This window comes from Cupriavidus sp. 21MJTG02-4 (genome assembly GCF_057798975.1).
This window is the reverse complement of the sequence record NZ_JBYOJP010000007.1, coordinates 17,308-41,530: the sequence shown is the minus strand read 5'-3', so window position 1 is coordinate 41,530 and position 24,223 is coordinate 17,308. Positions and strand designations below refer to the sequence as shown.

General features: G+C 67.7%; 20 protein-coding genes. 10 read left to right on the top strand and 10 right to left on the bottom strand.

The features are described 5' to 3' along the window. The first annotated feature begins 11 nt into the window (after positions 1 to 11). From AC3FKH_RS15820 to AC3FKH_RS15790, 7 genes are all read left to right on the top strand, one after another. Entirely contained in the window at positions 12 to 491 is a 480-nt protein-coding gene (locus tag AC3FKH_RS15820) for a chemotaxis protein CheW (RefSeq protein ID WP_488676834.1), read from the top strand. Continuing rightward, positions 488 to 1,732, top strand: a complete 1,245-nt coding sequence (locus AC3FKH_RS15815; RefSeq protein ID WP_488676833.1) for a CheR family methyltransferase — start codon at positions 488 to 490, stop codon at positions 1,730 to 1,732. The genes AC3FKH_RS15820 and AC3FKH_RS15815 overlap by 4 nt, the downstream gene beginning before the upstream one ends. A gap of 2 nt (positions 1,733 to 1,734) precedes the next feature. Then, on the top strand, positions 1,735 to 2,412 hold the full coding sequence (locus tag AC3FKH_RS15810; protein WP_488676832.1) for a chemotaxis protein CheW: 678 nt from the start codon (positions 1,735 to 1,737) through the stop codon (positions 2,410 to 2,412). Further along, on the top strand, positions 2,409 to 4,694 hold the full coding sequence (locus AC3FKH_RS15805; RefSeq protein WP_488676831.1) for a hybrid sensor histidine kinase/response regulator: 2,286 nt from the start codon (positions 2,409 to 2,411) through the stop codon (positions 4,692 to 4,694). Before AC3FKH_RS15810 ends, AC3FKH_RS15805 begins: the two co-directional genes overlap by 4 nt. Then, positions 4,691 to 5,713 (top strand): chemotaxis response regulator protein-glutamate methylesterase, encoded by a 1,023-nt coding sequence (locus tag AC3FKH_RS15800; protein WP_488676830.1) that lies wholly within the window; start codon positions 4,691 to 4,693, stop codon positions 5,711 to 5,713. Before AC3FKH_RS15805 ends, AC3FKH_RS15800 begins: the two co-directional genes overlap by 4 nt. 82 nt (positions 5,714 to 5,795) lie before the next feature. Beyond that, on the top strand, positions 5,796 to 6,821 hold the full coding sequence (locus AC3FKH_RS15795; RefSeq protein ID WP_488676829.1) for a diguanylate cyclase: 1,026 nt from the start codon (positions 5,796 to 5,798) through the stop codon (positions 6,819 to 6,821). Between the two features lie 273 nt (positions 6,822 to 7,094). Further along, positions 7,095 to 7,892 (top strand): DUF4397 domain-containing protein, encoded by a 798-nt coding sequence (locus AC3FKH_RS15790; protein ID WP_488676828.1) that lies wholly within the window; start codon positions 7,095 to 7,097, stop codon positions 7,890 to 7,892. A gap of 74 nt (positions 7,893 to 7,966) precedes the next feature. Here the strand turns inward: AC3FKH_RS15790 and AC3FKH_RS15785 are convergent, their stop codons facing one another. The 4 genes from AC3FKH_RS15785 to AC3FKH_RS15770 form a co-directional block, all read right to left on the bottom strand. Next, entirely contained in the window at positions 7,967 to 8,263 is a 297-nt protein-coding gene (locus AC3FKH_RS15785) for a transcriptional regulator (protein WP_483712026.1), read from the bottom strand. A gap of 238 nt (positions 8,264 to 8,501) precedes the next feature. Then, positions 8,502 to 10,004 carry a tripartite tricarboxylate transporter permease gene (locus AC3FKH_RS15780; protein ID WP_483712027.1) on the bottom strand — a complete coding sequence of 501 codons (1,503 nt, stop codon included), beginning with the start codon at positions 10,002 to 10,004 and terminating at the stop codon, positions 8,502 to 8,504. 13 nt (positions 10,005 to 10,017) lie between these two features. Then, positions 10,018 to 10,479: a tripartite tricarboxylate transporter TctB family protein gene (locus tag AC3FKH_RS15775; protein WP_488676827.1), complete on the bottom strand. Its 462-nt coding sequence runs from the start codon at positions 10,477 to 10,479 to the stop codon at positions 10,018 to 10,020. A gap of 426 nt (positions 10,480 to 10,905) precedes the next feature. After that, positions 10,906 to 12,396 (bottom strand): MATE family efflux transporter, encoded by a 1,491-nt coding sequence (locus AC3FKH_RS15770; RefSeq protein ID WP_488676826.1) that lies wholly within the window; start codon positions 12,394 to 12,396, stop codon positions 10,906 to 10,908. A 220-nt stretch (positions 12,397 to 12,616) separates the two neighbouring features. On the opposite strand from AC3FKH_RS15770, the gene AC3FKH_RS15765 reads away from it, so the two are divergent. After that, entirely contained in the window at positions 12,617 to 16,078 is a 3,462-nt protein-coding gene (locus tag AC3FKH_RS15765) for an adenylate/guanylate cyclase domain-containing protein (RefSeq protein ID WP_488676825.1), read from the top strand. Between the two features lie 25 nt (positions 16,079 to 16,103). Beyond that, on the top strand, positions 16,104 to 16,718 hold the full coding sequence (locus AC3FKH_RS15760; RefSeq protein WP_488676824.1) for an HD domain-containing protein: 615 nt from the start codon (positions 16,104 to 16,106) through the stop codon (positions 16,716 to 16,718). A 27-nt stretch (positions 16,719 to 16,745) separates the two neighbouring features. On the opposite strand, the gene AC3FKH_RS15755 is transcribed toward AC3FKH_RS15760, so the two are convergent. Beyond that, complete coding sequence (locus AC3FKH_RS15755) at positions 16,746 to 17,792, bottom strand: patatin-like phospholipase family protein (protein WP_488676823.1); 1,047 nt, start codon at positions 17,790 to 17,792, stop codon at positions 16,746 to 16,748. Between the two features lie 237 nt (positions 17,793 to 18,029). On the opposite strand from AC3FKH_RS15755, the gene AC3FKH_RS15750 reads away from it, so the two are divergent. After that, positions 18,030 to 19,457, top strand: coding sequence for an NAD-dependent succinate-semialdehyde dehydrogenase (locus tag AC3FKH_RS15750; protein ID WP_488676822.1), 1,428 nt, complete (start codon positions 18,030 to 18,032; stop codon positions 19,455 to 19,457). Between the two features lie 34 nt (positions 19,458 to 19,491). Here the strand turns inward: AC3FKH_RS15750 and AC3FKH_RS15745 are convergent, their stop codons facing one another. The 5 genes from AC3FKH_RS15745 to ctaD are packed head-to-tail and all read right to left on the bottom strand — an operon-like array spanning position 19,492 to position 24,219. After that, on the bottom strand, positions 19,492 to 20,715 hold the full coding sequence (locus AC3FKH_RS15745; protein WP_488676821.1) for a DUF2252 family protein: 1,224 nt from the start codon (positions 20,713 to 20,715) through the stop codon (positions 19,492 to 19,494). Positions 20,716 to 20,731: 16 nt separating this feature from the next. Continuing rightward, complete coding sequence (locus AC3FKH_RS15740) at positions 20,732 to 21,097, bottom strand: cytochrome C oxidase subunit IV family protein (RefSeq protein WP_488676820.1); 366 nt, start codon at positions 21,095 to 21,097, stop codon at positions 20,732 to 20,734. Between the two features lie 8 nt (positions 21,098 to 21,105). Next, positions 21,106 to 21,801 carry a heme-copper oxidase subunit III family protein gene (locus AC3FKH_RS15735; RefSeq protein ID WP_488676819.1) on the bottom strand — a complete coding sequence of 232 codons (696 nt, stop codon included), beginning with the start codon at positions 21,799 to 21,801 and terminating at the stop codon, positions 21,106 to 21,108. 16 nt (positions 21,802 to 21,817) lie between these two features. Then, positions 21,818 to 22,465, bottom strand: coding sequence for a bb3-type cytochrome oxidase subunit III (locus AC3FKH_RS15730; RefSeq protein ID WP_488676818.1), 648 nt, complete (start codon positions 22,463 to 22,465; stop codon positions 21,818 to 21,820). Further along, entirely contained in the window at positions 22,462 to 24,219 is a 1,758-nt protein-coding gene (ctaD, locus tag AC3FKH_RS15725; protein ID WP_483712037.1) for a cytochrome c oxidase subunit I, read from the bottom strand. The genes AC3FKH_RS15730 and ctaD overlap by 4 nt, the downstream gene beginning before the upstream one ends. Between the last annotated feature and the right edge of the window lie 4 nt (positions 24,220 to 24,223).

The window sequence follows — 24,223 nt, the reverse complement described above, 5'->3', positions numbered from 1 at the left end:
GCCACGCGCCGATGAAATTGTTCCTGCTGTTCCGGCTTGGCCATGACCACTATGCGATCGATGCCACCGAGGTCGCCGAGGTGCTGCCTCTGACCGCGCTCAAGCAGATTCCCGGCAGCCCTGCCTGGGTGGCCGGCGTGCTGTCGCGGCGCGGGCAGGCGGTGCCTGTGATCGACCTGTGCGCGCTGGCCACGGGCGTGGCGTCGGCGCAGCGCACCAGCACGCGCACCGTGCTGGTCCATTACCGCCGCCGCGAAGGCGATGCGCCGCGCCTGCTCGGGCTGCGCCTGGAGCAGGCCACCGAGACGCTGCGCTGCGCGCCGGAATCGTTCATCGAAACGGGCATCGACACCGGCACGGCTCGCTACCTGGGGCCGGTGCGCGACGATGAACAGCGCGGCCTGGTGCAATGGGTGCGGGTCCACGCGCTGCTGCCCGACGATGTCCACGCCATGCTGTTCGACGCGGCGCAGGACGCGTGCCTGCCATGAGCACTGCCACCCATATCGAGGCCTTGCTGAAGGCGCGCATCGGGCTGGATGCGCGCTCGATCGGCCCCGGCGCGCTCGAACGCGCGCTGCGCGAGCGCCAGGCCGCGTTGCAGGCGCATGATGTGGCAGCTTACTGGAACCTGCTGCACAGCCACCCCGACGAGTTCCAGGCGCTGATTGAAGCCGTGGTGGTTCCCGAGACCTGGTTCTTCCGGCACCGCGAGGCCCTGGTGGCGCTTGGGCGCTTTGCGGCCGAGCGCGTATTCGGCGACCCCACGCGGCAGATTCGCGTGCTGAGCCTGCCCTGCGCAAGCGGCGAAGAGCCCTACTCCATCGCCATGGCCCTGCTCGACGCCGGCATTGCACCCGCGCGTTTCCGCATCGACGCGCTGGATATCAGCGCACGCGCCCTGGCGCGCGCACGTGCCGGCCTCTACGGCGACAATGCCTTCCGCGGCGCCGTGCTGGATTTCCGCGACCGCTACTTCAAGCCCTGCCCGGGCGGCTTCGCGCTGGACGCGCGTGTGCGCGAACTGGTGCAGCCGCGCCTGGGCAACATTGTCGACCCCGACCTGCTGGCCGGCGAGGCGCCCTACGACTTCGTCTTCTGCCGCAACCTGCTGATCTATTTCGATGCCGACGTGCAGCGGCGAGCCGTCCAGACCCTGGCCCGGCTGACCGCGAGCGACGGCATGATCTTCGTGGGCCCGGCCGAAGCCAGCCTGCTCAGCGCACAAGGGCTGCAGTCCGCCGGTGTGCCGCTCGCCTTCGCGTTCCGCCAGTCGCGCACGGAGGAAGCACGGACCGTGCGTCCGATCCAGGGCAGCACCGCGCCGGCGGCCGCGCCTGCACGCATGCCGCCGAGGCCGGCCAAGGTTCATGCGCGCCCCACGCCGCCCCGGCGCGCACCCGCACCGCCTCGCGCCGCCGAGCCGGCTGACGCGCTCGCCAGCATCTCGGCGCTGGCCGATCGCGGCGAACTGGATGCCGCCACCACGGCCTGCGAAGCGCTGATCGCCAGCCAGGGCCCGAGCGCGGATGCCTGCTGCCTGCTGGGCGTGCTCCATGACGCTGCCGGCCGCACGCCGAGCGCGCGCGACGCCTATCGCCGCGCGATCTATCTCGACCCGGGCCACCAGGAGGCCCTCTATCACCTGGCCGCGCGGCTCGAAGCCGAGGGCGACCCCGCCGGCGCCGCGCGCCTGCGCCAGCGCGCCCAGCGCCATACCCGTACCGGCTAGCCATGGCTGACGACCTGACTCTTTCCGCCAACACGCCTGTCGACGACTGCTGGCGCCGCATCGGCGTGCGGGGCGACGGCAGTTGCACGCTGCTGGCCACGCACATCCATTGCCGCAACTGCCCGACCTATTCCCGCGCGGCCACCGTCCTGCTCGATTCACACGCCATGACCGGGCTGCCCGAGGCACCGGCCGACCGCGAACCGGATGCGGCGTCGTCCGGCACCGGCCTGTCCTGCCTGGTGTTCCGCGTCGGCGAGGAATGGCTGGCCCTGCCCACCGAGGCCATTGGCGAAGTCACCGCGCCGTGCTCCGTGCATTCGCTCCCGCATCGCCGCGACGCCGCGGTGCTGGGGCTGGCCAGCGTGCGCGGCAGCCTGCTGGCCTGCCTGTCGCTGGCCCGGTTGTTCGGCATGAGCGAGGCACCCGATGCCCCGGCGAACGCGCGGCATGGACAGCGCTTCCTGGTGCTCGGCCAGGGCCGCGGCGCCATCGCCCTGCCGGTGGCCGAAGTCAGCGGCGTGCGCCGCGTGCCCGGCAGTGCGCTGCGGCCGCTGCCGGCTACGCTGGCGCGGGCTTCCACGCGCTACAGCCAGGCCTTGTTTGAAGAACAGGGCCGTAGCGTCGGCCTGCTGGATGCCGCGCTGGTGCGCCAGGCACTGACCCGGAGCCTGGCATGAATCCCGACCAGTTGCGCGACGCTTCGCTGCTCGAACTGTTCGCGCTTGAAGCCGAATCCCAGGCGGAGGTGCTCAATGCGGGCCTGCTCGCGCTGGAACGCGATCCGGCCGCCGCCAGCCAGCTCGACGCGTGCATGCGCGCGGCGCATTCGATCAAGGGGGCGGCGCGCATTGTCGGGCTCGATGGCGGGGTGCACCTGGCGCATGCCATGGAAGACTGCCTGGTGGCAGCACAAGGCGGCATGGCACTGAGCGCCGCGCATATCGACGCGCTGCTGCAAGGCACCGACCTGCTGCAGCGGATCGGCCAGCCACCTGATGGCGACCCGGCCTGGGCCGACCGCCAGGGCCGCGCCGAGATCCTGGCCGTGGTGCAACGCTTGCAGGCGCTGCCCGGCGGAGAAGGCGCATCAGCACCGGTTGCGACGGAGCCGCCGGTTGCGTCGACCGGCGCCGAGCCAGCCGAGCCCGCCGAGCCCACCCCCGCCGCGCCGCCCCAGCCAACCGTGCCACCGGGCGCCGCCCCGGAATCGCACGAGCGCATGCTGCGCGTCGGCGCCGAGTCGCTCGACCAGTTGCTGGCGCTGTCGGGAGAGGCCATGGTGGAATCGCACTGGCTGCGCCCGTTCGGCCGGGCCATGCTGCAGGCGCGCCGGCAACAGGCGCGTGCGCTGCAGGCCCTGGACACGCTGCGCGACGCGCTGGCAGACAGCGGCGCCGATGCCAGCGCCATGGCCGCCCTGTCCGATGCGCGGCAACTGCTGGAAGACGGCGCGCAAGACCTGTCGCAGCGGCAGGAAGAGCTGGACCAGTACGAGCACCGCACCGCGCGGCTGGCGCGGCGTCTCTACGACACCGCGCTGGCCTGCCGCATGCGCCCGCTGTCCGACGGGCTGGCAGGTTACGCGCGCATGGTGCGCGACCTTGCGCGCTCTCTCGGCAAGGCGGCGCATCTGGAACTGGTCGGCGCCGGCACGCAGGTGGACCGCGACATCCTCGAGGCCCTGGACGCGCCGCTGGCGCACTTGCTGCGCAATGCCGTGGATCACGGCATCGAGCCGCCCGCGGTGCGCGTGGCCGCCGGCAAGCCCGCCGAAGGGCGCATCCTGCTGCAGGCGCGGCACAATGCCGGCCGGCTCGTGATCGAGATCGGCGACGACGGCGCGGGTGTGGATCTCGAAGCGCTGCGCGACGCGATCGTGCGGCGGCGCCTGGCGAGCGAGGACACCGCCGCGCGGCTGTCGCAGGCCGAGCTGCTCGAGTTCCTGCTGCTGCCGGGCTTCAGCCTGCGCGAGACCGTTTCCGAAGTCTCGGGCCGCGGCGTCGGCCTGGACGCGGTGCAGGAGATGGTGCGCCGCGTACGCGGCAGTCTGCGCCTGGCGCAGCCGCCCGGGGGCGGCCTGCAGTTCCATCTCGAGCTGCCGCTGACGCTGTCGGTGGTGCGCGCGCTGCTGGTGGAGGTGGCCGGCGAAGCCTATGCGTTCCCGCTGGGCCATGTCCTGCGCGCCGCCACGGTGGCCCGGCAGGACGTGGCGCAGACCGAGAGCCACCAGCATTTCCAGCACGCGGGCCGCGCAGTCGGGCTGGTCGGTGCCGCGCAGGTCCTGCAGCGCCCGGAACGCGCGCTCGACGGCGACGAGATTCCCGTCGTCATCCTCGGCGAACAGGACCGCGTGTACGGCATTGCCGTCGACCGCATGCTGGGCGAACGCCTGCTGGTGGTGCAGCCGCTCGCGCCGGCGCTGGGCAAGATCAAGGACATTGCCGCGGGCGCCCTGACCGATGACGGCACGCCGGTCCTGATCTTCGACGTGGACGACCTGCTGCGCTCGGTCGAGAAACTCGTCAGCGACGGACGCATCGAGCCTGTACGCCAGGCCGGTACGGCCGCCACGCAGGCGCGGCGCAAACGCGTGCTGGTGGTCGACGATTCGCTCACCGTGCGCGAGCTGGAGCGCAAGCTGCTGGCCGGGCGCGGCTACGATGTCGTGGTCGCCGTGGATGGCATGGACGGCTGGAACGTGCTGCGCGCCGAGCCCTTCGACCTGGTCATCACCGATATCGACATGCCGCGCATGGACGGGATCGAACTGGTCACGCTGATCCGCAAGGAGCCGCGCCTGCAGCAGTTGCCGGTGATGGTGGTGTCGTACAAGGACCGCGAGCAGGATCGCCAGCGTGGCCTGGAGGCCGGCGCGGATTACTATCTGGCAAAAGGCAGTTTCCATGACGCTGCGCTGCTCGATGCGGTGCACGACCTGATCGGCGAGGCAAGTCCATGAAAGTCGGCATCGTCAATGACTCGGCCCTGGCCGTGGCCGCGCTGCGCCGCGCCATCGCGCTGGATCCCGCTTTCGAGATTGCATGGGTCGCCGGGGACGGCGAACAGGCGATCGAGCTCGCGGCTTCGCACCCCCCCGACCTGATCCTGATGGACCTGCTGATGCCGGTCATGGACGGCGTGGAGGCCACGCGCCGCATCATGGCGGCCACGCCGTGCCCGATCGTGGTGGTCACCACGGACCTCGGCCGCAATGCCAACCAGGTGTTCGACGCCATGGGGCATGGCGCCATCGACGCCGTGGACACACCAACGCTGACCGAATCCGATGCCAGGCTGACCGCCGGCCCGCTGCTGCGCAAGATGCGCAATGTCGGGCGGCTGGTGACGGGACGCGTGGCACCGCGTCCCGCCGTGGCCGAAGCGACAGGCCGGCCGGCGGCGGCGCGCCTGGTGGCGATCGGCGCCTCGGCCGGCGGCCCGGCGGCGCTGGCCACGCTGCTGTCCGCCCTGCCCGCGGATTTCTGCGCGGCCGTCGTGGCCGTGCAGCATGTCGACGAAGCCTTCGCAGCCGGCATGGCGGAATGGCTCGATGGACAGTGCGCGCTGCCGGTGCGCGTAGCCGCCGCCGGCGAAGTGCCGCAGGCCGGCACGGTCCTGATCGCCGGCACCAACAACCATCTGCGGCTGCTGGGGTCAAACCGCATGGCCTATACCGAGCAGCCCAGCGATTATCTCTACCGGCCGTCCATCGACGTGTTCTTTGAAAGCGTGGTGGAGCATTGGCGCGGACAAGCCATCGGCGTGCTGCTCACCGGCATGGGCCGCGACGGCGCCAGCGGGTTGAAGGCCATGCGCGACCAGGGTTGCCTGACGATTGCGCAGGACCAGGCCACCAGCGCCGTCTACGGCATGCCGAAGGCGGCGGCGGCCATCGGCGCCGCCAGCGAGATCCTGCCGCTCGCGGCCGTTGCGCCGCGCCTGGTGCAGGCCTGCAGCCGCCTGTGGCCGGCACCGTAGCGAAGACAACAGACAAGACGACAGAAGATCGCCGATGCCTCATCCAGGAATATTTTGGGGTCGAGCCATCCAGGAAGCCAGCATGCAAGAACTCGAGAACCACGCCATCACCGACACTACCCCAGCGCACAGCTATCCCGTCATGGTGCTGCTGGTGGACGACCAGGCCATGATCGGCGAAGCCGTGCGCCGCGCCCTGGCCTCCGAGCCCGACATCGATTTCCACTACTGCGCGACGCCGGATGACGCCGTGGCCGTGGCCGAGCGCACCCGCCCCACCGTGATCCTGCAGGACCTGGTCATGCCCGGCGTGGATGGCCTGACGCTGGTGCGCCGCTATCGCGACTACGCCGCCACGCGCGATATCCCGATCATCGTGCTGTCCACCAAGGAAGAGGCGGCGACGAAGAGCGCGGCCTTCGCCGCGGGCGCCAACGATTACCTCGTGAAGCTGCCGGACAGCATCGAGCTGATCGCGCGCATCCGCTATCACTCGCGCTCGTACCTGAACCTGCTGCAGCGCGACGAGGCCTACCGCGCGCTGCGGCAAAGCCAGCAGCAACTGCTCGAGACCAACCTCGAACTGCAGCGGCTCACCAACTCGGACGGCCTCACGGGGTTGTCCAATCGCCGCTACTTCGACGAATACCTGAACGCCGAGTGGAAGCGGGCCCAGCGTGACAAGAGCCAGCTCGCCCTGCTGATGATCGACGTCGATGCGTTCAAGGCCTACAACGACACGTACGGGCACGTCGCCGGCGACGAGGTCTTGCGGCGCGTCGCCGCCGTACTGCGCGACAACTGCTCGCGGCCCGCGGACCTGCCCGCGCGTTTCGGCGGTGAAGAGTTCTCGATGATTCTTCCTTCGACTTCGCCCGGCGGCGCGCGGCTGCTCGCGGAAAAGGCGCGGCGTGCGGTTGAAGCGCTCGGCATCGCCCACAACGGGCTGGGCGCGGGCGGCCGCCTGACTGTCAGCATCGGCGCGGCGGTGCTGGTGCCGGAAGAGGACCAGCCCAGCAGCCGGCTGGTCGAAGTGGCCGATGCGGGGCTGTACGAGGCCAAGAGAAATGGCAGGAACCAGGTGGTGATGGCCTGGCCCAGGAACTAGCCCCAATCTCGGGATACGTTGTCGTGCGCGCCAGTCACGACAGCGCCGCGCATACCGTCCCATCCCCTTCTCCTGTGGGAATCCTCCGACACCGGTTTCGGATACCTGCGGGTGCCTCCGCTGAAAGTTCCTTTCTATCGTTGCAATAAGGCCACCTGACTCGCGAAACGGCGTCAACGGCCTGAAGGGCATCCCCTGCCCTATGCAGCCGCCGCAACGCCGCGGCCGTCCTGGCACTCGCCCCAAACCAACGCAATGGAGAGAGGTGATCTTATGTTCCGCTCAAGAAAAACCAGTCTTATCCTTGGCCTCGCGATCGCAAGTGCGGCCGTCCTGTCTGCTTGCGGCGGAGGCGGTGACGACGGCATTGCCGCCCGCGTCGGCCTCAGCAAGCCAACGGTCCGCCTGATTCATGCCATACCGGGCGGCCCGAACGTCGACATCTTGCAGAACGGCGTGAAAACCAATCTGCTGAACGAGCCCTACAAGTTCGTGTCGACCTATCGCACGGTCGACGAAGGCAACCAGCTCTTCGCCTTCAACGTGGCCGGCACCAATACGGAGCTGGGGCATACGACCGTGAACACCCATACGGGCCACAAGTACACGGCAGTAGCCATGCCAGGCAGCGATACCGCGGCGGACGTGATCCAGATCGACGACCCGTTCGAAGTGGGCCTGTTCTCGGACAAGGCGCGTGTCAGGGCACTGAACGCATCGTTCAACGCGCAGAACGTGGACATCTACGTGACCGTGCCGGCCGTTGACCTGAACTCCGTCGGCCCGACGTTCTCCGCCGTGGCATTCAAGTCCGCGGTACCTGCATCGGGCCAGGACTCGATCAACCTGAACGGCGGCACCTACCGGCTGCGCATCACCACGGCTGGCAGCAAGACCGTGATCTTCGATTCGGGCACGCTGACGCTGGCCAACAATGCCGACTGGCTGATCACCACGATTCCGGTGGACGGCATCAAGGCTACGCTGCCGAACCGCATCAAGGTGCTGGTCGCGCGCGGCGATGACGAATCGCAGGCTGGCCTGGAACTGGTGACCCAACCGAGCCAGTAATCCTTCAACGCCAGGCTGCAAATGCAATGGGCCCGCGAAAGCGGGCCCATTTTTCTTGTGTGGACGTAGCCGTCTCAGCCGTCGGCACCGCCATCCCGCTTGAGGATGTCGAGATGGGACAGGTAGCGATCCAGTTCGTCGCGGCCGCTGTCGGTGATGCAGTACACCCGGCCGCTGCCCTCGACCAGTTCGGCCGTGATCGCACGCGCGATCATCAGGCTGCGCAGGATCGGGCGCAGCGAGCGGATGTTCAGTTCGATGCCGTACTCGCGCAGCCGGTCGACCAGGTTCATGACGGTCGACGGACTTGCGTGGACGAGCTTGAGGATGAAAATCCGGGAAAGGACCCGGTCAAGGGAAAACGGTTTCATGAGCGCCGGCGAAGCTCCCACCCCACGACACCGGATGCCGGGATCCGGTGAAGGGCCGGAGCGGAGTTCCTGTTCATCTTGCGCGGCCCATGACTGCTGCCGCAGTCGGGCACTCTCTACTTCAGCGAACTTGGCGCAGCCAGGCTGCGCCGCAAGAAAATACGGGGTGCACGAAGGCACCCCGAATACTTGCTTGATGCACGCCGCAGCGAGACGGCGTGGTTCCGGAGCGCCGGGGCTACTCTTCCTGGAACGCTTCTTCGCGCTTGGCCTTGATCGACGGCAGGGCCACCACCGCGACCAGCGCCGCAGCGGCGATCAGCAGGCCCATCGACAGCGGACGGGTCACGAACACGCTGAAGTCACCACGCGAGAGCAGCAGCGAGCGGCGGAAGTTCTCTTCCATCATCGGTCCCAGCACGAAGCCGAGCAGCAGCGGCGCCGGTTCGCACTTGAGCTTCAGGAACAGGTAGCCGAGCACGCCGAAGCCAGCCGCCATGAAGACGTCGAAGGTCTGGTTGTTGACCGAGTACACGCCAATGCCGCAGAACACCAGGATGGCCGGGTACAGGAAGCGGTACGGCACGGTCAGCAGCTTCACCCAGATACCGATCATCGGCAGGTTCAGGATGATGAGCATCAGGTTGCCGATCCACATCGAGGCGATCAGGCCCCAGAACAGCGCCGGGTTGCTGGTCATGACCTGCGGACCGGGCTGGATGTTGTGGATGGTCATTGCACCGACCATCAGCGCCATCACCGCGTTGGGCGGAATGCCCAGCGTCAGCAGCGGGATGAACGAGGTCTGTGCCGCGGCGTTGTTGGCCGATTCCGGACCCGCCACGCCTTCGATGGCGCCCTTGCCGAACTCGTGCGAGTACTTCGAGGTCTTCTTCTCCAGCGAGTACGCCGCGAACGAAGCCAGCGCCGCACCACCGCCCGGCAGGATGCCCAGCGCCGAACCGAGCATCGTGCCGCGCAGCACGGCGGGCGCCATGCGCTTGAAGTCTTCCTTGGTCGGCCAGAGATTGGTAACCGCGTCGGTGAAGGTTTCGCGCGATTCCTTCTGTTCCAGGTTCGCGATGATTTCCGCGAAACCGAACATGCCCATGGCCAGCGCGACGAAGTCGATGCCGTCGGTCAGTTCCGGCACATCGAACGAGAAGCGCGCAGCGCCCGAGTTCACGTCGGTACCGATCAGGCCCATCAGCAGGCCCAGCACGATCATGGCCACGGCCTTCGGCAGCGAACCCGACGCCAGCACCACGGCACCGATCAGGCCCAGCACCATCAGCGAGAAGTACTCGGCGGGGCCGAACTTGAATGCCAGCTCCGACAGCGGCGTGGCAAACGCGGCCAGGATCAGCGTAGCCACGCAGCCGGCGAAGAACGAGCCCAGGCCCGAAGTCGCCAACGCCACGCCCGCGCGTCCTCGCCGTGCCATCTGGTAGCCGTCGATGGTGGTCACCACCGACGACGATTCACCGGGCAGGTTCACCAGAATGGCCGTGGTCGAGCCGCCGTACTGCGCGCCGTAGTAAATACCGGCCAGCATGATCAGCGCGGCCACCGGGGGCAGCGTGTAGGTCACCGGCAGCAGCATGGCGATGGTGGCCAGCGGCCCCAGGCCCGGCAGCACGCCGATCAGCGTACCGAGCACGCAGCCCAGGAACGCGTAGGCGAGATTCTGCAGCGACAGCGCCGTCGAGAATCCCAGTGAAAGGTGTTCAATCAGTTCCATCTCGGCGCTCCCCTTAACCGGTGATGAATGCAGGCCACACCGGCATCTGCAGGTTGATGCCGTACACGAAGGCGCCCAGGCTGATCAGCACCAGCACGATGCTGTTGAGCAATGCGCCCTTCCAGCTGAACTCGTGGCTGGCCATCGACGACACCAGCACCAGCACGAACACGGACAGCACCATGCCGAGCGGCTTCAGCAGCAGGCCGAACAGCACCACGGAACCGAGGATCCACAGCAGGGTCTTCAGGTCCCAGCGTGCGAGATGGTCTTGCTCGCCCTTGCTCGACAGCGACGAGATCAGCACCAGCGCGCCGAGCACGGCGAGCACCAGCCCGAGCAGGAACGGAAAGTATCCGGGGCCCATTTTCGCGGCGGTTCCCATGGAATAGCCGCGTGCGACCCAGGAAAAGCCCAGACCGACCAGAATAAACATCAGGCCGGAGGCAAAGTCCTTTTGGCTACGTATGCGCAAAACGATTCTCCTCAAAGTTCACGAATGCTGCCGGTGTCGCGCGCTGGCTCTGCTGCGCGAATTGCTGCATGCAAGCGCATGCCCCGACGGTGACCGGAACCTTAAAGACGCGATCTTTCAGCCGCCTTTCAGTTGTCTTCAATTAGGGGTATTCACCAATGCGCTACGCATCAGACAGGCATGTCCATGCGAATGGGCATGCCTGTCTGATGCATCACGACATGATGTATTGGTGCCAGGCTGGAAGGCGTGAAAGGGAGAACTACGACAGCCGGACGCGCGCCATTGCCATGCGGCATCGACGCGGATTGAGGAAGGCATTCTGGCGCGCGCGGACAGGGTCCGCGAGCATGCGGACGAACGCGCCCGTTACCGCAAAAGCCGGCAACGGGCGCAACGATGCCATGCCGAACTTTCGATTGCCTTTCAACGCACGGTTTCCACGGTACGGGGCGGCGCTTCGTCCGCATCGGATACCGGGCCCGCGTCTTCGCACGGCGTGCCCATGCTGGTGTCGGGGGCCTGCCCCACCGCTTCGGGTGCATGGGCCGACACCGGCAGCATATGGCTGGTACGCCAGTTGCCGAAGCGGTAGTAGCCCACCGCCAGCACGACCGACACCACCGATCCCAGCGGAAAGCTCCACCAGATGGCGTCCGCCCCCCAGCTCTTGCCCAGCGCCCACGCGAACGGCAGGCGGATCACCCACATCGACAGGAACAGGATGACCAGCGGCGCCATCACGGCGCCGGTCGCACGCACCGTGCCGAAGATCACGATGGTGAAGCCGAACAGGATGAACGACCACAGCACCACGACGTTGATCTGCTGCGCGATGCCGATGGCCACGTTGTCGGTGCCGAGGAAAAGTCCCAGCGAATTGCGGTCGAACAGGTAGACCAGCCCGACCAGCGCGCCGGTCATCGCCAGGTTGAACAGCATGCCCATGCGCGTGATGCGGGTGACGCGGTGCCAGAGCCCCGCACCGACGTTCTGCGCCACCATGGACGACACACTCGCACCGACCGCCAGCGCCGGCATCTGCACGTAGGTCCAGAGCTGCGATGCCACGCCGTAGGCCGCGGTGGTCTGCGAACCGTATGCATTCACCAGCGACATCATCACGATCGCCGACGACGAGATCACCACCATCTGCAGGCCCATCGGCAGGCCCTTGGCCACCAGCGAGCGGATGATGGCCGGGTCCGGCCACAGCAACGCCAGTTGCTCGCGATGCAGCAGCAGGAAATGGCGGCGGCGATAGAGCAGCGCGATCATCGCGGCAAGGCTCGTGAGCTGCGCGATCAGCGTGGCCAGTGCCGAGCCCGCAATGCCGAGCGCTGGCACCGGGCCGACGCCAAAGATCAGCACCGGGTTGAGCACCACGTCGAGCACCGCGGACAACAGCATGAAATAGAACGGCGTGCGCGAATCGCCGGCGCCGCGCAGCGTCATCATCACGAAGTTGTAGAAGTACATGAACGGCAGCGCGATAAAGATGATGCGCAGGTACGTCACCGCCAGCGGCGCGGCGTCGTGCGGCGTCTGCATGGCCGCCAGGATGTCCGGCGTAAAGATGTAGCCGAACACCGACGCCGCCACCGACAGCAGCACGAAGAACGTGGTGCTGGTGCCGACGATCTTGCGCGCCTCGTCCAGGTCGCGCCCGCCGACGGCCTGCCCGATCATGATGGTGTTGGCCATGCTGATGCCGAACACCACGCCGAGCAGGAAGAACAGGATGATGTTGGCGTTCGACGTCGCGGTCAGCGCCGCCTCGCCAAGGTAGCGCCCGACCCAGACCGAGTTGATCGAGGCATTGAGCGACTGGAGGATGTTGCTGCCGAGCACCGGCAGCGAAAACAGCAGCAGCGTGCGGCCGATGGGGCCGGTGGTCAGTCTGGCGTCAGGCTTCATGTCGTCCTTGTGTCGCGTCCTTGTGTCGCGTCCATGCTCGCGTCCATGCTCGCGTCCATGCTCGCGTCCATCGTCAACCCTGCTCGAGGCGGTCAGCCTGCCAGCATACGCGATCCCGACGCCGCGCGTTGCCGCCTTGCCAAAGGCCCGGATCGCGCGTCTAATGGATCGGAGCCGGAATGCGCCGGAATGCGCCGGGCCACGGCGCGCAGGAGGCGATATGCGCTGCACAAATTGCGGGTTCGAGAACCTCGCAAAGGCCAACTTCTGCGAGGAGTGCGGCGCCGTGCTGGCACGTGCCTGTCCCCAATGCGGCGAGCCGGCCGGCCCGATGACAAAGTTCTGCCGCGGCTGCGGCGCCTCGCTGGCCGATGCTCCGGCCGGGCGGCCGTCCGCGCCGGCGCCGGCCACCCCGCCTGTCCAGTACACGCCACCGCACCTGGCCCAGCGCATCCTTGCCGAACGCGCGGCCATGGAGGCGCGCGGCGATGCCGAGGGCGAGCGCAAGACCATCACCGCGCTGTTCGCCGACATGGCCGGCTCGACCGCGCTGACGCAGGACCTGGACCCCGAGGAAGCGCGGCGCCTGATCGACCCCGTCGCCACGCTGATGATGGAGGCCGTGCACCACTACGAAGGCTATGTCGCCAAGTTCCTGGGCGACGGCATCCTGGCCCTGTTCGGCGCGCCCATCGCGCACGAAGACCACGCGCTGCGCGCGCTGTACGCGGCACTGCGCATGCAGGAGGCGATGCGCCGCCACAGCGACCGCGTCCGCCTGGAACTGGGCATTCCGCTGCAGATCCGCGTCGGCATCCACACCGGCGAGGTCCTGGTGCGCTCGATCCGCAAGGACGACCTGCACACGGACTATGACCCGGTCGGGCACACCATCCACATCGCCTCGCGCATGGAAGGCGTGGCGACGCCGGCGTCGATCCTGATCAGCGAGTCGACCCACAAGCTCACCGAAGGCTACTTCGAGTTCAAGCCGCTCGGCACCACGCATGTCAAGGGCGTGCGCGAGCCGCTGGCCGTCTACGAGGTGCTCGGCCTCGGGGCGCTGCGCACGCGCCTGCAGGTCGCGGCGCACCGCGGGCTGGCCCGCTTCGTCGGCCGCCAGACCGAACTGGAGCAGCTGCACGCGGCGCTGGAGCGGGCCAGGGCCGGCAACGGGCAGATCGTCGGCGTGGTCGGCGAGGCCGGCGTGGGCAAGTCCCGCCTGTTCCACGAATTCAAGGCCAGGTCGCGGCAGGGCTGCCTGGTGCTGGAGACCTTCTCGGTCTCGCACGGCAAGGCCTTTGCCTACCTGCCGCTGATCGAACTGCTGAAGAACTACTTCCAGGTCACGGCGCAGGACAACGACCGGGGCTGCCGCGAAAAGGTCACCGGCAGGCTGCTGACGCTGGATCGCTCGCTGGAGGTGCACCTGCCCTACCTGCTTTACCTGCTCGGCAGCAGTGACCCGGATTCGGCGCTGCCGACCATGGACGCCACGATCCGGCGCCAGCGGACCTTCGAAGCCATCGCCCAGCTGCTGGTGCGCGAGAGCCAGAACCAGCCGCTCGCGCTGATCTTCGAGGACCTGCAGTGGCTCGACAGCGAGACCGAGGCCTTTCTCGACATCCTGGTCGACCATGTGCCCGCGGCCAGCATCCTGCTGCAGGTGAACTACCGGCCCGAGTATGCGCACGACTGGCATGCGCGCGGCGCCTACACGCAGCTCCATCTGGAGCCGCTGGGCCCGGCCGAGGCCCAGGGCCTGCTCACCGCGCTGCTGGGCGACGATCGCAGCCTGGTCCCGATGAAGCGGCTGATCCTCGACAAGACCGAAGGCAACCCGTTCTTCATGGAGGAAGTGGTCCAGACGCTGAGCGAGGAAGGTGTGCTGCTGGGGCTGCCCGGCGACTTCCGCATCGAACACGCGCCGGCCCTGCTGCACATTCCGACTACCGTGCAAGGCGTGCTGGCCGCGCGTATCGACCGGCTGCCCGTGGCGCAGAAGGAACTGCTGCAGACGCTGGCGGTGATCGGCAAGGAATTCCCGCTGGGCCTCATCCGCCGCGTCACGCAGCAGGACGACGAGGCGCTGCGCCCACTGCTGGCCGCACTGCAGGCCGCCGACTTCATCTACGAGCAACCGGCTTTTCCGGACGTGGAGTACGCCTTCAAGCACGCGCTGACCCAGGAGGTCGCCGGCCACAGCCTGCTGACCGAGCGGCGCAGCGCACTGCATGAACGTACCGCGCTGGCGATCGAGTCGCTGTTCCAGGGCCGGCTGAAGGACTACTGCGGCGAGCTCGCCCACCACTACAGCCTCAGCGGCAACGTGCCGAAGGCGATCGAATACCTGCAAGGCGCGGGCCAGCAAGCCGTGCAACGCTCCGCCCTGCCCGAGGCGATCGGCCACCTGAAGCAGGCCCTTGCGCTGCTCAAGCGGCTGCCCGACACGCCTGAACGCGTGCGGCAGGAGCTGTCCCTGCTGCTGACGCTGGGGCCCGCGCTGATCGCCACGCGCGGCCAGGCCGCCGACGAAGTGGAAGCCAACTACCGGCGCGCGCTCGCGCTGTGCGAACAGGGCGAACAAGGCGGAGAAGGCCAAGAGGGCCAAGAGGGCCAAGAGGGCGAACCCACGTCGCAGGTCTTTTCCGCGCAGCTCGGGCTATGGGCGTTCTACCAGTTGCGCGCGCAATACAACGTGTCGCTGCCGCTCGGCGAGCGGCTGCTTGGCATGGCCGAGCGCTCGCACAAACCCGACCAGCTCGCCGAGGGCCATCGCGTGCAGGGGTCCACCACATTCCGCCTGGGCCAGATCAGCGTCGCCCGCGACCACATGGAGCAAGTGCTGGCGGTGCAGCCGGCCGACCAGTCGTCCTATGATTTCCTGCTTGGCTACGGGCGCGACCCCACCGTTCACGCCATGGCCACGCTGGGCTGGATCCTCTGGTACCAGGGCTTGCCGGACCGGGCGCGGGCGCGCTCGCTCGAAGCGCTGGCGCTGGCCCGCCAGCGTCCCGACGCCTTCAATCTGGCGCTGTGCCTGGTCTTCGCGGCGGAGGTGCACCTGTGCCGGCGTGAAGTGCAGAAGGTCGGCGAGTTTGCCGAAGCCGCCATTGCCATCTCCGGCGAACAAGGCTTTCCGATCTACCTGGCCTGGGGCACGGTGCTGCAGGGCTGGGCCGCGGCCGAGCGTGGCGACCACCAGGCGGGCATCGCGCAGATGCGCCAGGGTCTCGACGCCTATGCCGCGACCGGCGCATCGCTGGCAAGGCCGAGCCTGCTGGGGCTGCTCGCCGATGCGCACGGCATGGCGGGCGAATACCGCGCCGGCCTGGCGCTGCTCGACGAAGCCATGCCGCTTGCCGAGCACACCGGCGAACGGCTGGACGCGTCCACGCTGCTGCGCCTGAAGGGCGAACTGCTCCTTGCCGGCTCCGACCATGGCCCGCTGCCTCGGGAAGAGGCCGAAGCCTGCTTCCGCAAGGCCGTCGCCATTGCGCACGAGCAGGGCGCCAGGTCGCTCGAGTTGCGCGCCGCGCTGAGCCTCGCGCGGCTGTGGCAACAGGAGGACAAGCCCGATGCCGCGCGCCAGGTACTGGCGGGCGTCTATGGCGCCTTCCGCGAAGGCTTCGAAACGCCCGACCTGCAACAGGCCAAGGCCTTGCTCGACGAGGTCGGCTGAACCGGCGCCGCCGCCAAGGAAGCCCATGACCCGGTTCCAGGCCCGCTTCGAGTCCCTGTGGTCGCGCTGCGGCGGCCAGCGCGCGCACGACACCTATGCGCAACTGTGCGGGCATTACTCGGGGCCGGGCCGTTACTACCACACGCTGTACCACGTGCGCCGCTGCCTGCGCGACCTCGACTGGGCCTGGGCGCAGGTTCCCGATGCCGACGCCGTGGAACTTGCGCTCTGGTGCCACGATGTCATCTACGTGCCGGGCGCGCGCGACAACGAGGCGCGCAGCGCGGACTGGTTCCTGCGCTGCGCCGACGGACGGATTGCGGGCGCCGACGCGATTGCCGCCATGATCCTGGACACCACGCACGCCGGTGTTCCCGACGGGCTGGCCGCTTGCTATGCGGTCGACATCGACCTGGCGACGCTGGGCAGCCACGGGGCGCGGTTCCGTCGCAACGGGATGCTGCTGCGCGCCGAGCGCGCGGACCTGGACGACCTGGCCTACGATGCGGCCGAACGCAAGTACCTGGGCCGGCTGCTGGCCCGCCCGCGCCTCTACCTGACCGACCTGTTCCATGACCGCTATGAAGCGCGTGCCAGGCACAACCTGGCGCTGCGGCTGGCTCAGCCGGTGCCCGGCTGACGGACTGACGGACGTGTTGCGGCGCGCTCAGAGGAATTCGCCGCTGATATCCACGCTGGAGCGCTGCCCGACCAGGTCATAAGTGCGCTCCAGCCAGGTGCCGGCATGGTCGCGGCCCTTGTCGCGCAGGTAGCAAAGGAACTTCCAGTCCGCGTTGTACTTGCTCGACACGCCGAGCGCGGCCATGGTCTCGTCGTTGCGGACCGAATGGATGCGCATCTCCTTCATCTCGGCCCGGTCGACCTTGCCTTGCTGGATCAGCGAGGTCACGAAGGCAATGGCGCGCATCTCGCGCATCAGCGACGAGTTGAAGCTGACCTCGTTGACGCGGTTGAGGATGTCGGCAGCCGTCCTGGGCACGCCCGGGCGCACGATCGGGTTGATGTGGACAATCACGACATCGTTGGTCTTGCACTGGTAGATCAACGGGAAGATGGCCGGATTGCCCACGTAGCCGCCATCCCAGTAATGCTGGCCGTCAATGACCACCGACTGGAACAGCGTGGGCAGGCAGGCGGAGGCCAGCACGGCGTCGATCGACAAGTCCTGCCCGGAGAAGATGCGGATCTTGCCGGTTTCCACGTTGGTGGCGCACAGGAACAGGTGGCACGGGCCTTCCCGGCGCAATGCCTCGAAATCCACCTGGCTGGCCAGTACGTCGCGCAGCGGGTTCATGTTGTGCGGATTGAACTGGTACGGCGACATCAGGCGCAGCACCATGTCGGCCATGGCATACAGCGGCGAGTTGTCCAGGCCGAAGCTGTGCCCGCCCTTCATCCACGGCACCCAGCGGAACGGGCTGTAGCGTTCGGCGGAGCGCGCGATGGCGAGCCAGAAATCATGCAGCGCCTGGCGCGCCCCGTCAGGTCCGCCCTTGAGCATCCCGCAGGCCAGCACGGCGGCGTTCATGGCGCCGGCGCTGGTGGCGCTGATGCCTTCGATCTCGAGCCTGCCGTCCTCGAGCAACCGGTCGATGACGCCCCATGTAAAGGCCCCGTGCATGCCGCCGCCCTGGAGCGCCAGCGCGATGGGTTTCCGTTCGCCGCCGGCACGCGTGCCCGAGTTTCCATCCATGGCGTGGCTCCTGGTATGCGGCCGGGGGCACAAGGGAACCCGTGCGGCCTTTTTCGTAAAGTGTAGTGAAGATGCGGCCCCATCGCCGCCGCTTTGCGCATGGACGCGCTTGTACTTCCCCGTCCAGGGGGTCGGCCGGATCGCCAGCACGATCCGCGCCGACACGTTAAGCTAGCGGACTTGGCAGCGCACCCACGCACCGCCGGAATGTCCCACACGACCACCAGGAGAACACGCATGTACCAGGATCTTGCCCTCTATATCGATGGGGAATTCATCAAGGGCGGCGACCGGCGCGAGCAGGATGTGCTCAATCCCGCCACCCAGGAAGTCCTGGGCAAGCTGCCGCACGCCAGCCGCGCGGACCTGGACCGCGCCCTGGCCGCGGCCCAGCGCGCCTTTGAAAGCTGGAAGAAGACTTCGCCGCTGGAACGCTCGAAGATCCTGCGCCGCGTGGGCGAACTGGCCCGCGAGCGCGCCAAGGACATCGGCCGCAATATCACGCTGGACCAGGGCAAGCCGCTGGCCGAGGCGGTCGGCGAAGTCCTGGTCTGCGCCGAGCATGCCGACTGGCACGCCGAGGAATGCCGCCGCATCTACGGCCGCGTGATTCCGCCGCGCCAGCCCAATGTGCGCCAGATCGTGGTGCGCGAGCCGATCGGCGTATGCGCGGCCTTCACGCCGTGGAATTTCCCGTTCAACCAGGCCATCCGCAAGATCGTGGCGGCGGTGGGCGCGGGCTGCACGCTGATCCTCAAGGGGCCGGAAGACTCGCCCAGCGCCGTGGTCGCGCTGGCGCAGCTGTTCCACGATGCCGGCCTGCCGCCGGGCGTGCTGAACATCGTATGGGGCGTGCCGGGCGAGGTCTCGACCTACCTGATCGAATCGCCGATCGTGCGCAAGATCTCGTTCACGGGCTCCGTGCCGGTAGGCAAGCAGCTGGCCGCGCTGGCCGGCGCGCACATGAAGCGCGTGACCATGGAGCTCGGCGGACATTCGCCGGTGCTGGTGTTCGACGACGCCGATATCGAGCCGGCCGCCGAAATGCTGGCGCGCTTCAAGCTGCGCAACGCGGGCCAGGTGTGCGTATCGCCGACCCGCTTCTACGTGCAGGAAAAGGCCTATGACAAGTTCCTGGCCCGCTTTACCGAGGTGATCGGCTCGATCAAGGTCGGCAACGGGCTCGAAGAAGGCACGCAGATGGGCCCGCTGGCGCATGAGCGCCGCGTGCTGTCGATGGAACAGTTCCTGGACGATGCCAGCCAGCGTGGCGGCAAGGTCGTGGCCGGCGGCTCGCGCCTCGGCGACAAGGGCTACTACTTCGCCCCCACCGTGGTGACCGACCTGCCGGACGACGCCAAACTGATGGTCGACGAGCCGTTCGGCCCGGTGGCGCCTGTCACGCGCTTCAAGGACACGGCCGAGGTGCTGCGCCGCGCCAACAGCCTGCCGTTCGGCTTGGCGTCGTACGTCTTCACCAACTCGCTGAAGACCGCGACCGAGGTGTCCAACGGCCTGGAGGCCGGCATGGTCAACATCAACCATTTCGGCATGGCGCTGTCGGAAACGCCGTTCGGCGGCATCAAGGACTCCGGCATCGGCAGCGAAGGCGGCATGGAAACCTTCGATGGCTACCTCGTGACCAAGTTCATCACGCAGGTCTGAGTTCCCGTCCTTCTGTACGGCCAGCCTGGATGAGCTACCGGGCGCCGTTGGCGGATTCGCTGACGGCGCTGCCCCTGGCCTTGCGGTAGTCCTCCGCATAAGCCTTCCACTGCGCCAGCGACACCGCATGGCCATGCCGCGCCAGCCGCAGCGCCCCTTTGCGCCAGCGCGTGCCGGCCGCAAATTCCTGCAGTTGCTCGATGCGATCGGCCGCATGGTGGCCGCAACCGCGCAGGTGCGCCCACGCCGCGGCATGGGCCATGGTCGCGAGCACTTCGCGCAGCGACGCGAAACTATCGCAGTGCGCCAGGTTGACCCGGTCCGCGGTCGGCTGAAGGCTTTTCACCAGATACGACGCCTTGCCCTTGTCCACCGCCGACAGCAGCGCGGGCGATGCCGCCTGCATGATCGTCTGGGTGGCGGCCACGCGCCTGGCATCGCTGCTCCAGCGCGGCTGCGCGCGGTTGGGCAGGTCCTGCCAGGCGGACGGCGCCGCGCGCTTGATGTCGATCAGGCGCGGCATGCCGCCGGCGTGTTCGTCGCGCGCCAGCACCACGTAGCGTTCCAGCCCCAGGCTGCCGATGCCGGCCACGCGCCGCGCCACGTCTTCGGCGCGGAAGCGGTGGCCGTGCGCCTGGCCGGAATAGGCGTCCAAAACCTGCAAGGCCCGCTTGCGGTCCCTGGTGTCGGCGGGCAAGGCGTGCCGGCCGTCGCAGATCAGCCGCTGCTGCCCCTTGCGCGTCTCGGCGCGCTCCGCGACCAGTTCGCCGCGCCGGCGGCGCTTGACCCGCCGCAGCAGCGTGGCCACCATGCCGGTCGCGGTGGCGCGCTCCAGCCAGCGCGGCTTGCCGCCCTCCAACACCGCCGCGTACTCGGACAGCATCGCCTCGCAGGCGCGCTCCGCGTCCTCGTCGGACAGGCCGATCTGGCCGGCCGCCACCAGCACGCTGGACAGCACGCGGATCACGTCCACGGTCAGCGGCGCGACCAGCGCGTCGTCGAAGTCGTTCAGGTCGAAGTAGACCAGGCCGTTGTCGCCCTTGAAACTGCCGAAGTTCTCCAGGTGCAGGTCGCCGCAGACGTAGGTGGTCGGCGCGTCGAGCAGCGCGTCCGCATGGCCGAGCGATGCCACGTACAGGTGATTGGTGCCGCGAAAGAAGGCGAACGGATCGGCGGCGATGGCGGCGAGCTTGCGCGTAAAGCGCTCGGGGTCGCGGCCCTGGTTGAAACGCAAAATGGCTTCGGTGGCAGGGTGCATGCGTGCGAGGAGTGGATCAATGGAAGAAGATGCCGCGCGTCAGGAACGTGTAGTTTGCCTCTTCCGCCATCAGCCCGACAAGGATCAGCAGGCACAGCGGCGGCACCAGGATCGCGCAGATCAGCGCCATGCGCTCCCAGGCCATGTGCATGAAGACGGCGACGATCAGTCCAGCTTTCATCACCATCAACAGCAGGATCAGTGTCCAGCGCAGGTAGCCGGTGAAGCCCACGTAGTCCACCATGTACGACAGCGTGGACAGCACGAACAGCAGCAGCCAGATCTTAAGGTAGAGGCTGATCGGATGTTGCTGGCCAGTGTGCGCGGCGTCGTCCGGGCCGTGCGCGGCGCCGGGCGAGGCGGGAGTCGGAGTCGAAGCCATGGCAAGCCTCACCAGAGATAGAACAATGCAAAGATGAAGACCCAGACCAGGTCCACGAAGTGCCAGTACAGGCCCGCGATCTCCACGACCTGGTAGTTGCCCGAGACTTCGTAGCGGCCCCGCAGGACCTTGGTCGCCACGATCAGCAGGTAGATCACGCCACAGGTCACGTGAAAGCCATGGAAGCCCGTGATCATGAAGAAGGTCGATCCAAACTGGGCCGCGCCCATCGGGTTGCCCCAGGGACGCACGCCCTCCTGGACAATCAGCTTGGTCCACTCGAAGGCTTGCATGCCGACAAAGCTTGCGCCGAGCAATGCGGTCGCCAGCATCAGCAGCGCGCACTGGCGCCGCTGGCGCCGGTAGGCGAAGTTGACCGCCATCGCCATGGTGCCGCTGCTGGTGATGAGCACGAACGTCATGATCGCGATCAGGAGCAGCGGCACGTCGTGGCCGCCGATACGAAGGCCGAAGACTTCGCTGGGATTGGGCCAGGGCACCGTGGTCGCCATACGCACCGTCATGTAGCCCGTCAGGAAGCAGCTGAAGACGAAGGTGTCGGACAGCAGGAAGATCCACATCATCGCCTTGCCCCACGACACCTTGAAGGCGCGCTGGTCGGACGACCAGTCCGCCACCAGGCCACGCAGGCCCGAGGCCATGGCCCCCGGCGCGGCGGGCTCCGATGAGACGTTCGAAGACATGGGACTCTCCTCCGCGCTACGCGGTGCCGCAGACGTAGCGCACGATCTCCGGTGTGAGCCAGCCCAGCGCGGCCAGCAGGACCACCCACACGGCGAGCAGGAAATGCCAGTACCGGGCGCACAGCACCATGCGCAGCACGGCGCCTTCCCCGCTGCCCCGGAACCCGGACGCGTAAGCCCAGCCCGCGAGGCCGCCGAGCACGTGCAGCCCGTGCATGGCCGTCAGCAGGTAGAAGAAGCTGCCCGCCGGGTTGCTCGCCGGACCGACATGGGCGGCCTGCAGCGCCTGCCAGGCCCATAGCTGCGACGCGACAAACGCCGCCGCGCCCACGCCGCCCAGGCACAGCGCCTGCCGCGCCCCGGCCATGCGGCTCGCGCGTGCCAGGCGCACGGCCACCTGCATGGCCACGCTGCCTGCCGCAAGCAGCGCGGTGGACAGCCATACCTGCCACGGCAGCGCAATGCGCTGCCAGTCGGGGCTGTCCATGCGCATGGCATAGGCGGTCAGGAACAGCGCGAACAGCACCGTGACCACGCCCATGAAGATCCACAGCCCGATGCTCGCGGGCGCACGGCCGGCGTGCTCGTCGCGGGTGTGGCCACCGCCCGACGGATTGCCGCCGAAGTCGTCGCGGCTGACTTTGTAGACCGCTTCGGCGTTCATGCCACGGCTCCACGTCTGGGGTGCGGTTCAGGCTCGGCGCCGCCGGCCTCGGGCGGCGCGTTCTGCGCGATGAAGTCCTCTTTCGCGCCGGGCACGCTGTAGGCATAGGCCCAGCGATAGGCCACCGGCAGGTGCGGGCCCCAGTTGCCGTGCGCGGGCGGCGTCTGCGGCGTCTGCCATTCGAGCGACGCGGCGCGCCACGGGTTGCCGTCCGCCTTGCGCCCGTGCCAGACGCTCCAGGCCAGGTTGAAGACGAACAGCAGCTGCGCCGCCGCGACGATAAAGGCCGCGATCGAGATATACATGTTCATCACATGCGCGGACTCCGGAATGAAGGCGTAGTTCTCGTACGCGTAGTAGCGCCGCGGCATGCCCAGCACGCCCAGGTAGTGCATCGGGAAAAAGATGGCGTAGGTGCCGATGAAGGTGACCCAGAAATGCACGCGGCCCAGGGTATCGTCCAGCATGCGCCCCGTCACCTTGGGATACCAGTGGTAGATGCCGCCGAACACCACCAGGATCGGCGACACGCCCATCACCATGTGGAAATGCGCGACCACGAAATAGGTGTTCGACAGCGGGATGTCCACGCTCACATTGCCAAGGAACAGCCCAGTCAGCCCGCCGATGACGAAGGTGCTGATGAACGCGATGGCGAACAGCATCGGCACCGTGAAATGGATATCGGCTCGCCACAGCGTGAGCACCCAGTTGTAGACCTTGATGGCCGTGGGAATCGCGATGATCAGCGTGGTGGTGGCGAAGAAGAAGCCGAAGTACGGGTTCATGCCGCTCACGAACATGTGGTGGGCCCACACCACTACCGACAGCACGCCGATCGCCAGGATGGCCCACACCATGGTGCGATATCCGAAGATGCTCTTGCGCGCATGCACGCTGACCAGGTCCGAGACGATGCCGAAGGCCGGCAGCGCGACGATATACACCTCCGGATGGCCGAAGAACCAGAACAGGTGCTGGAACAGCAGCGGGCTGCCGCCCTTGTAGTTGAGCTGCTGGCCCATCGACACCATCGCCGGCATGAAGAAGCTGGTGCCGAGCGTCCGGTCGAGCAGCATCATCACGGCCGAGACGAACAGCGCCGGAAACGCCAGCAGCGCCAAGATGGTCGCCATGAAGATGCCCCACACCGACAACGGCATGCGCAGCAGCGTCATGCCTTCGGTGCGCGCCTGCAGCACCGTGGTGACGTAGTTCAGGCCGCCCATGGTGGCCGCGACAATAAAGATGGCCAGCGACACCAGCATCAGGATGATGCCCCACTCATAGCCGGGCGTGCCGGGCAGGATGGCCTGCGGCGGATACAGCGTCCAGCCGGCGCCGGTCGGGCCGCCCGGCACGAAGAAGCTGGCCAGCAGCACGAGCACCGACAGCAGGTAGACCCAGTAGCTGAGCATGTTGAGGAACGGGAACACCATGTCGCGCGCGCCGACCATCAACGGGATCAGGTAGTTGCCGAAACCGCCGAGGAACAGCGCGGTCAGCAGGTAGATCACCATGATCATGCCGTGCATGGTGACGAACTGGTAGTAGCGGTTGGCGTCGATGAAATCGAACTTGCCCGGGAACCCGAGCTGCATGCGCATCAGGTTGGACAGCGCCACGCCCACCAGCCCCACCACGATCGCCGTGATGGTGTACTGCACGGCGATCACCTTGTGGTCCTGGCTCCAGACGTAGCGGGTCCAGAAGCTCTGCGGTCCGTGGTGGCCGGCATCATCGGCGTAAGCCATGCGT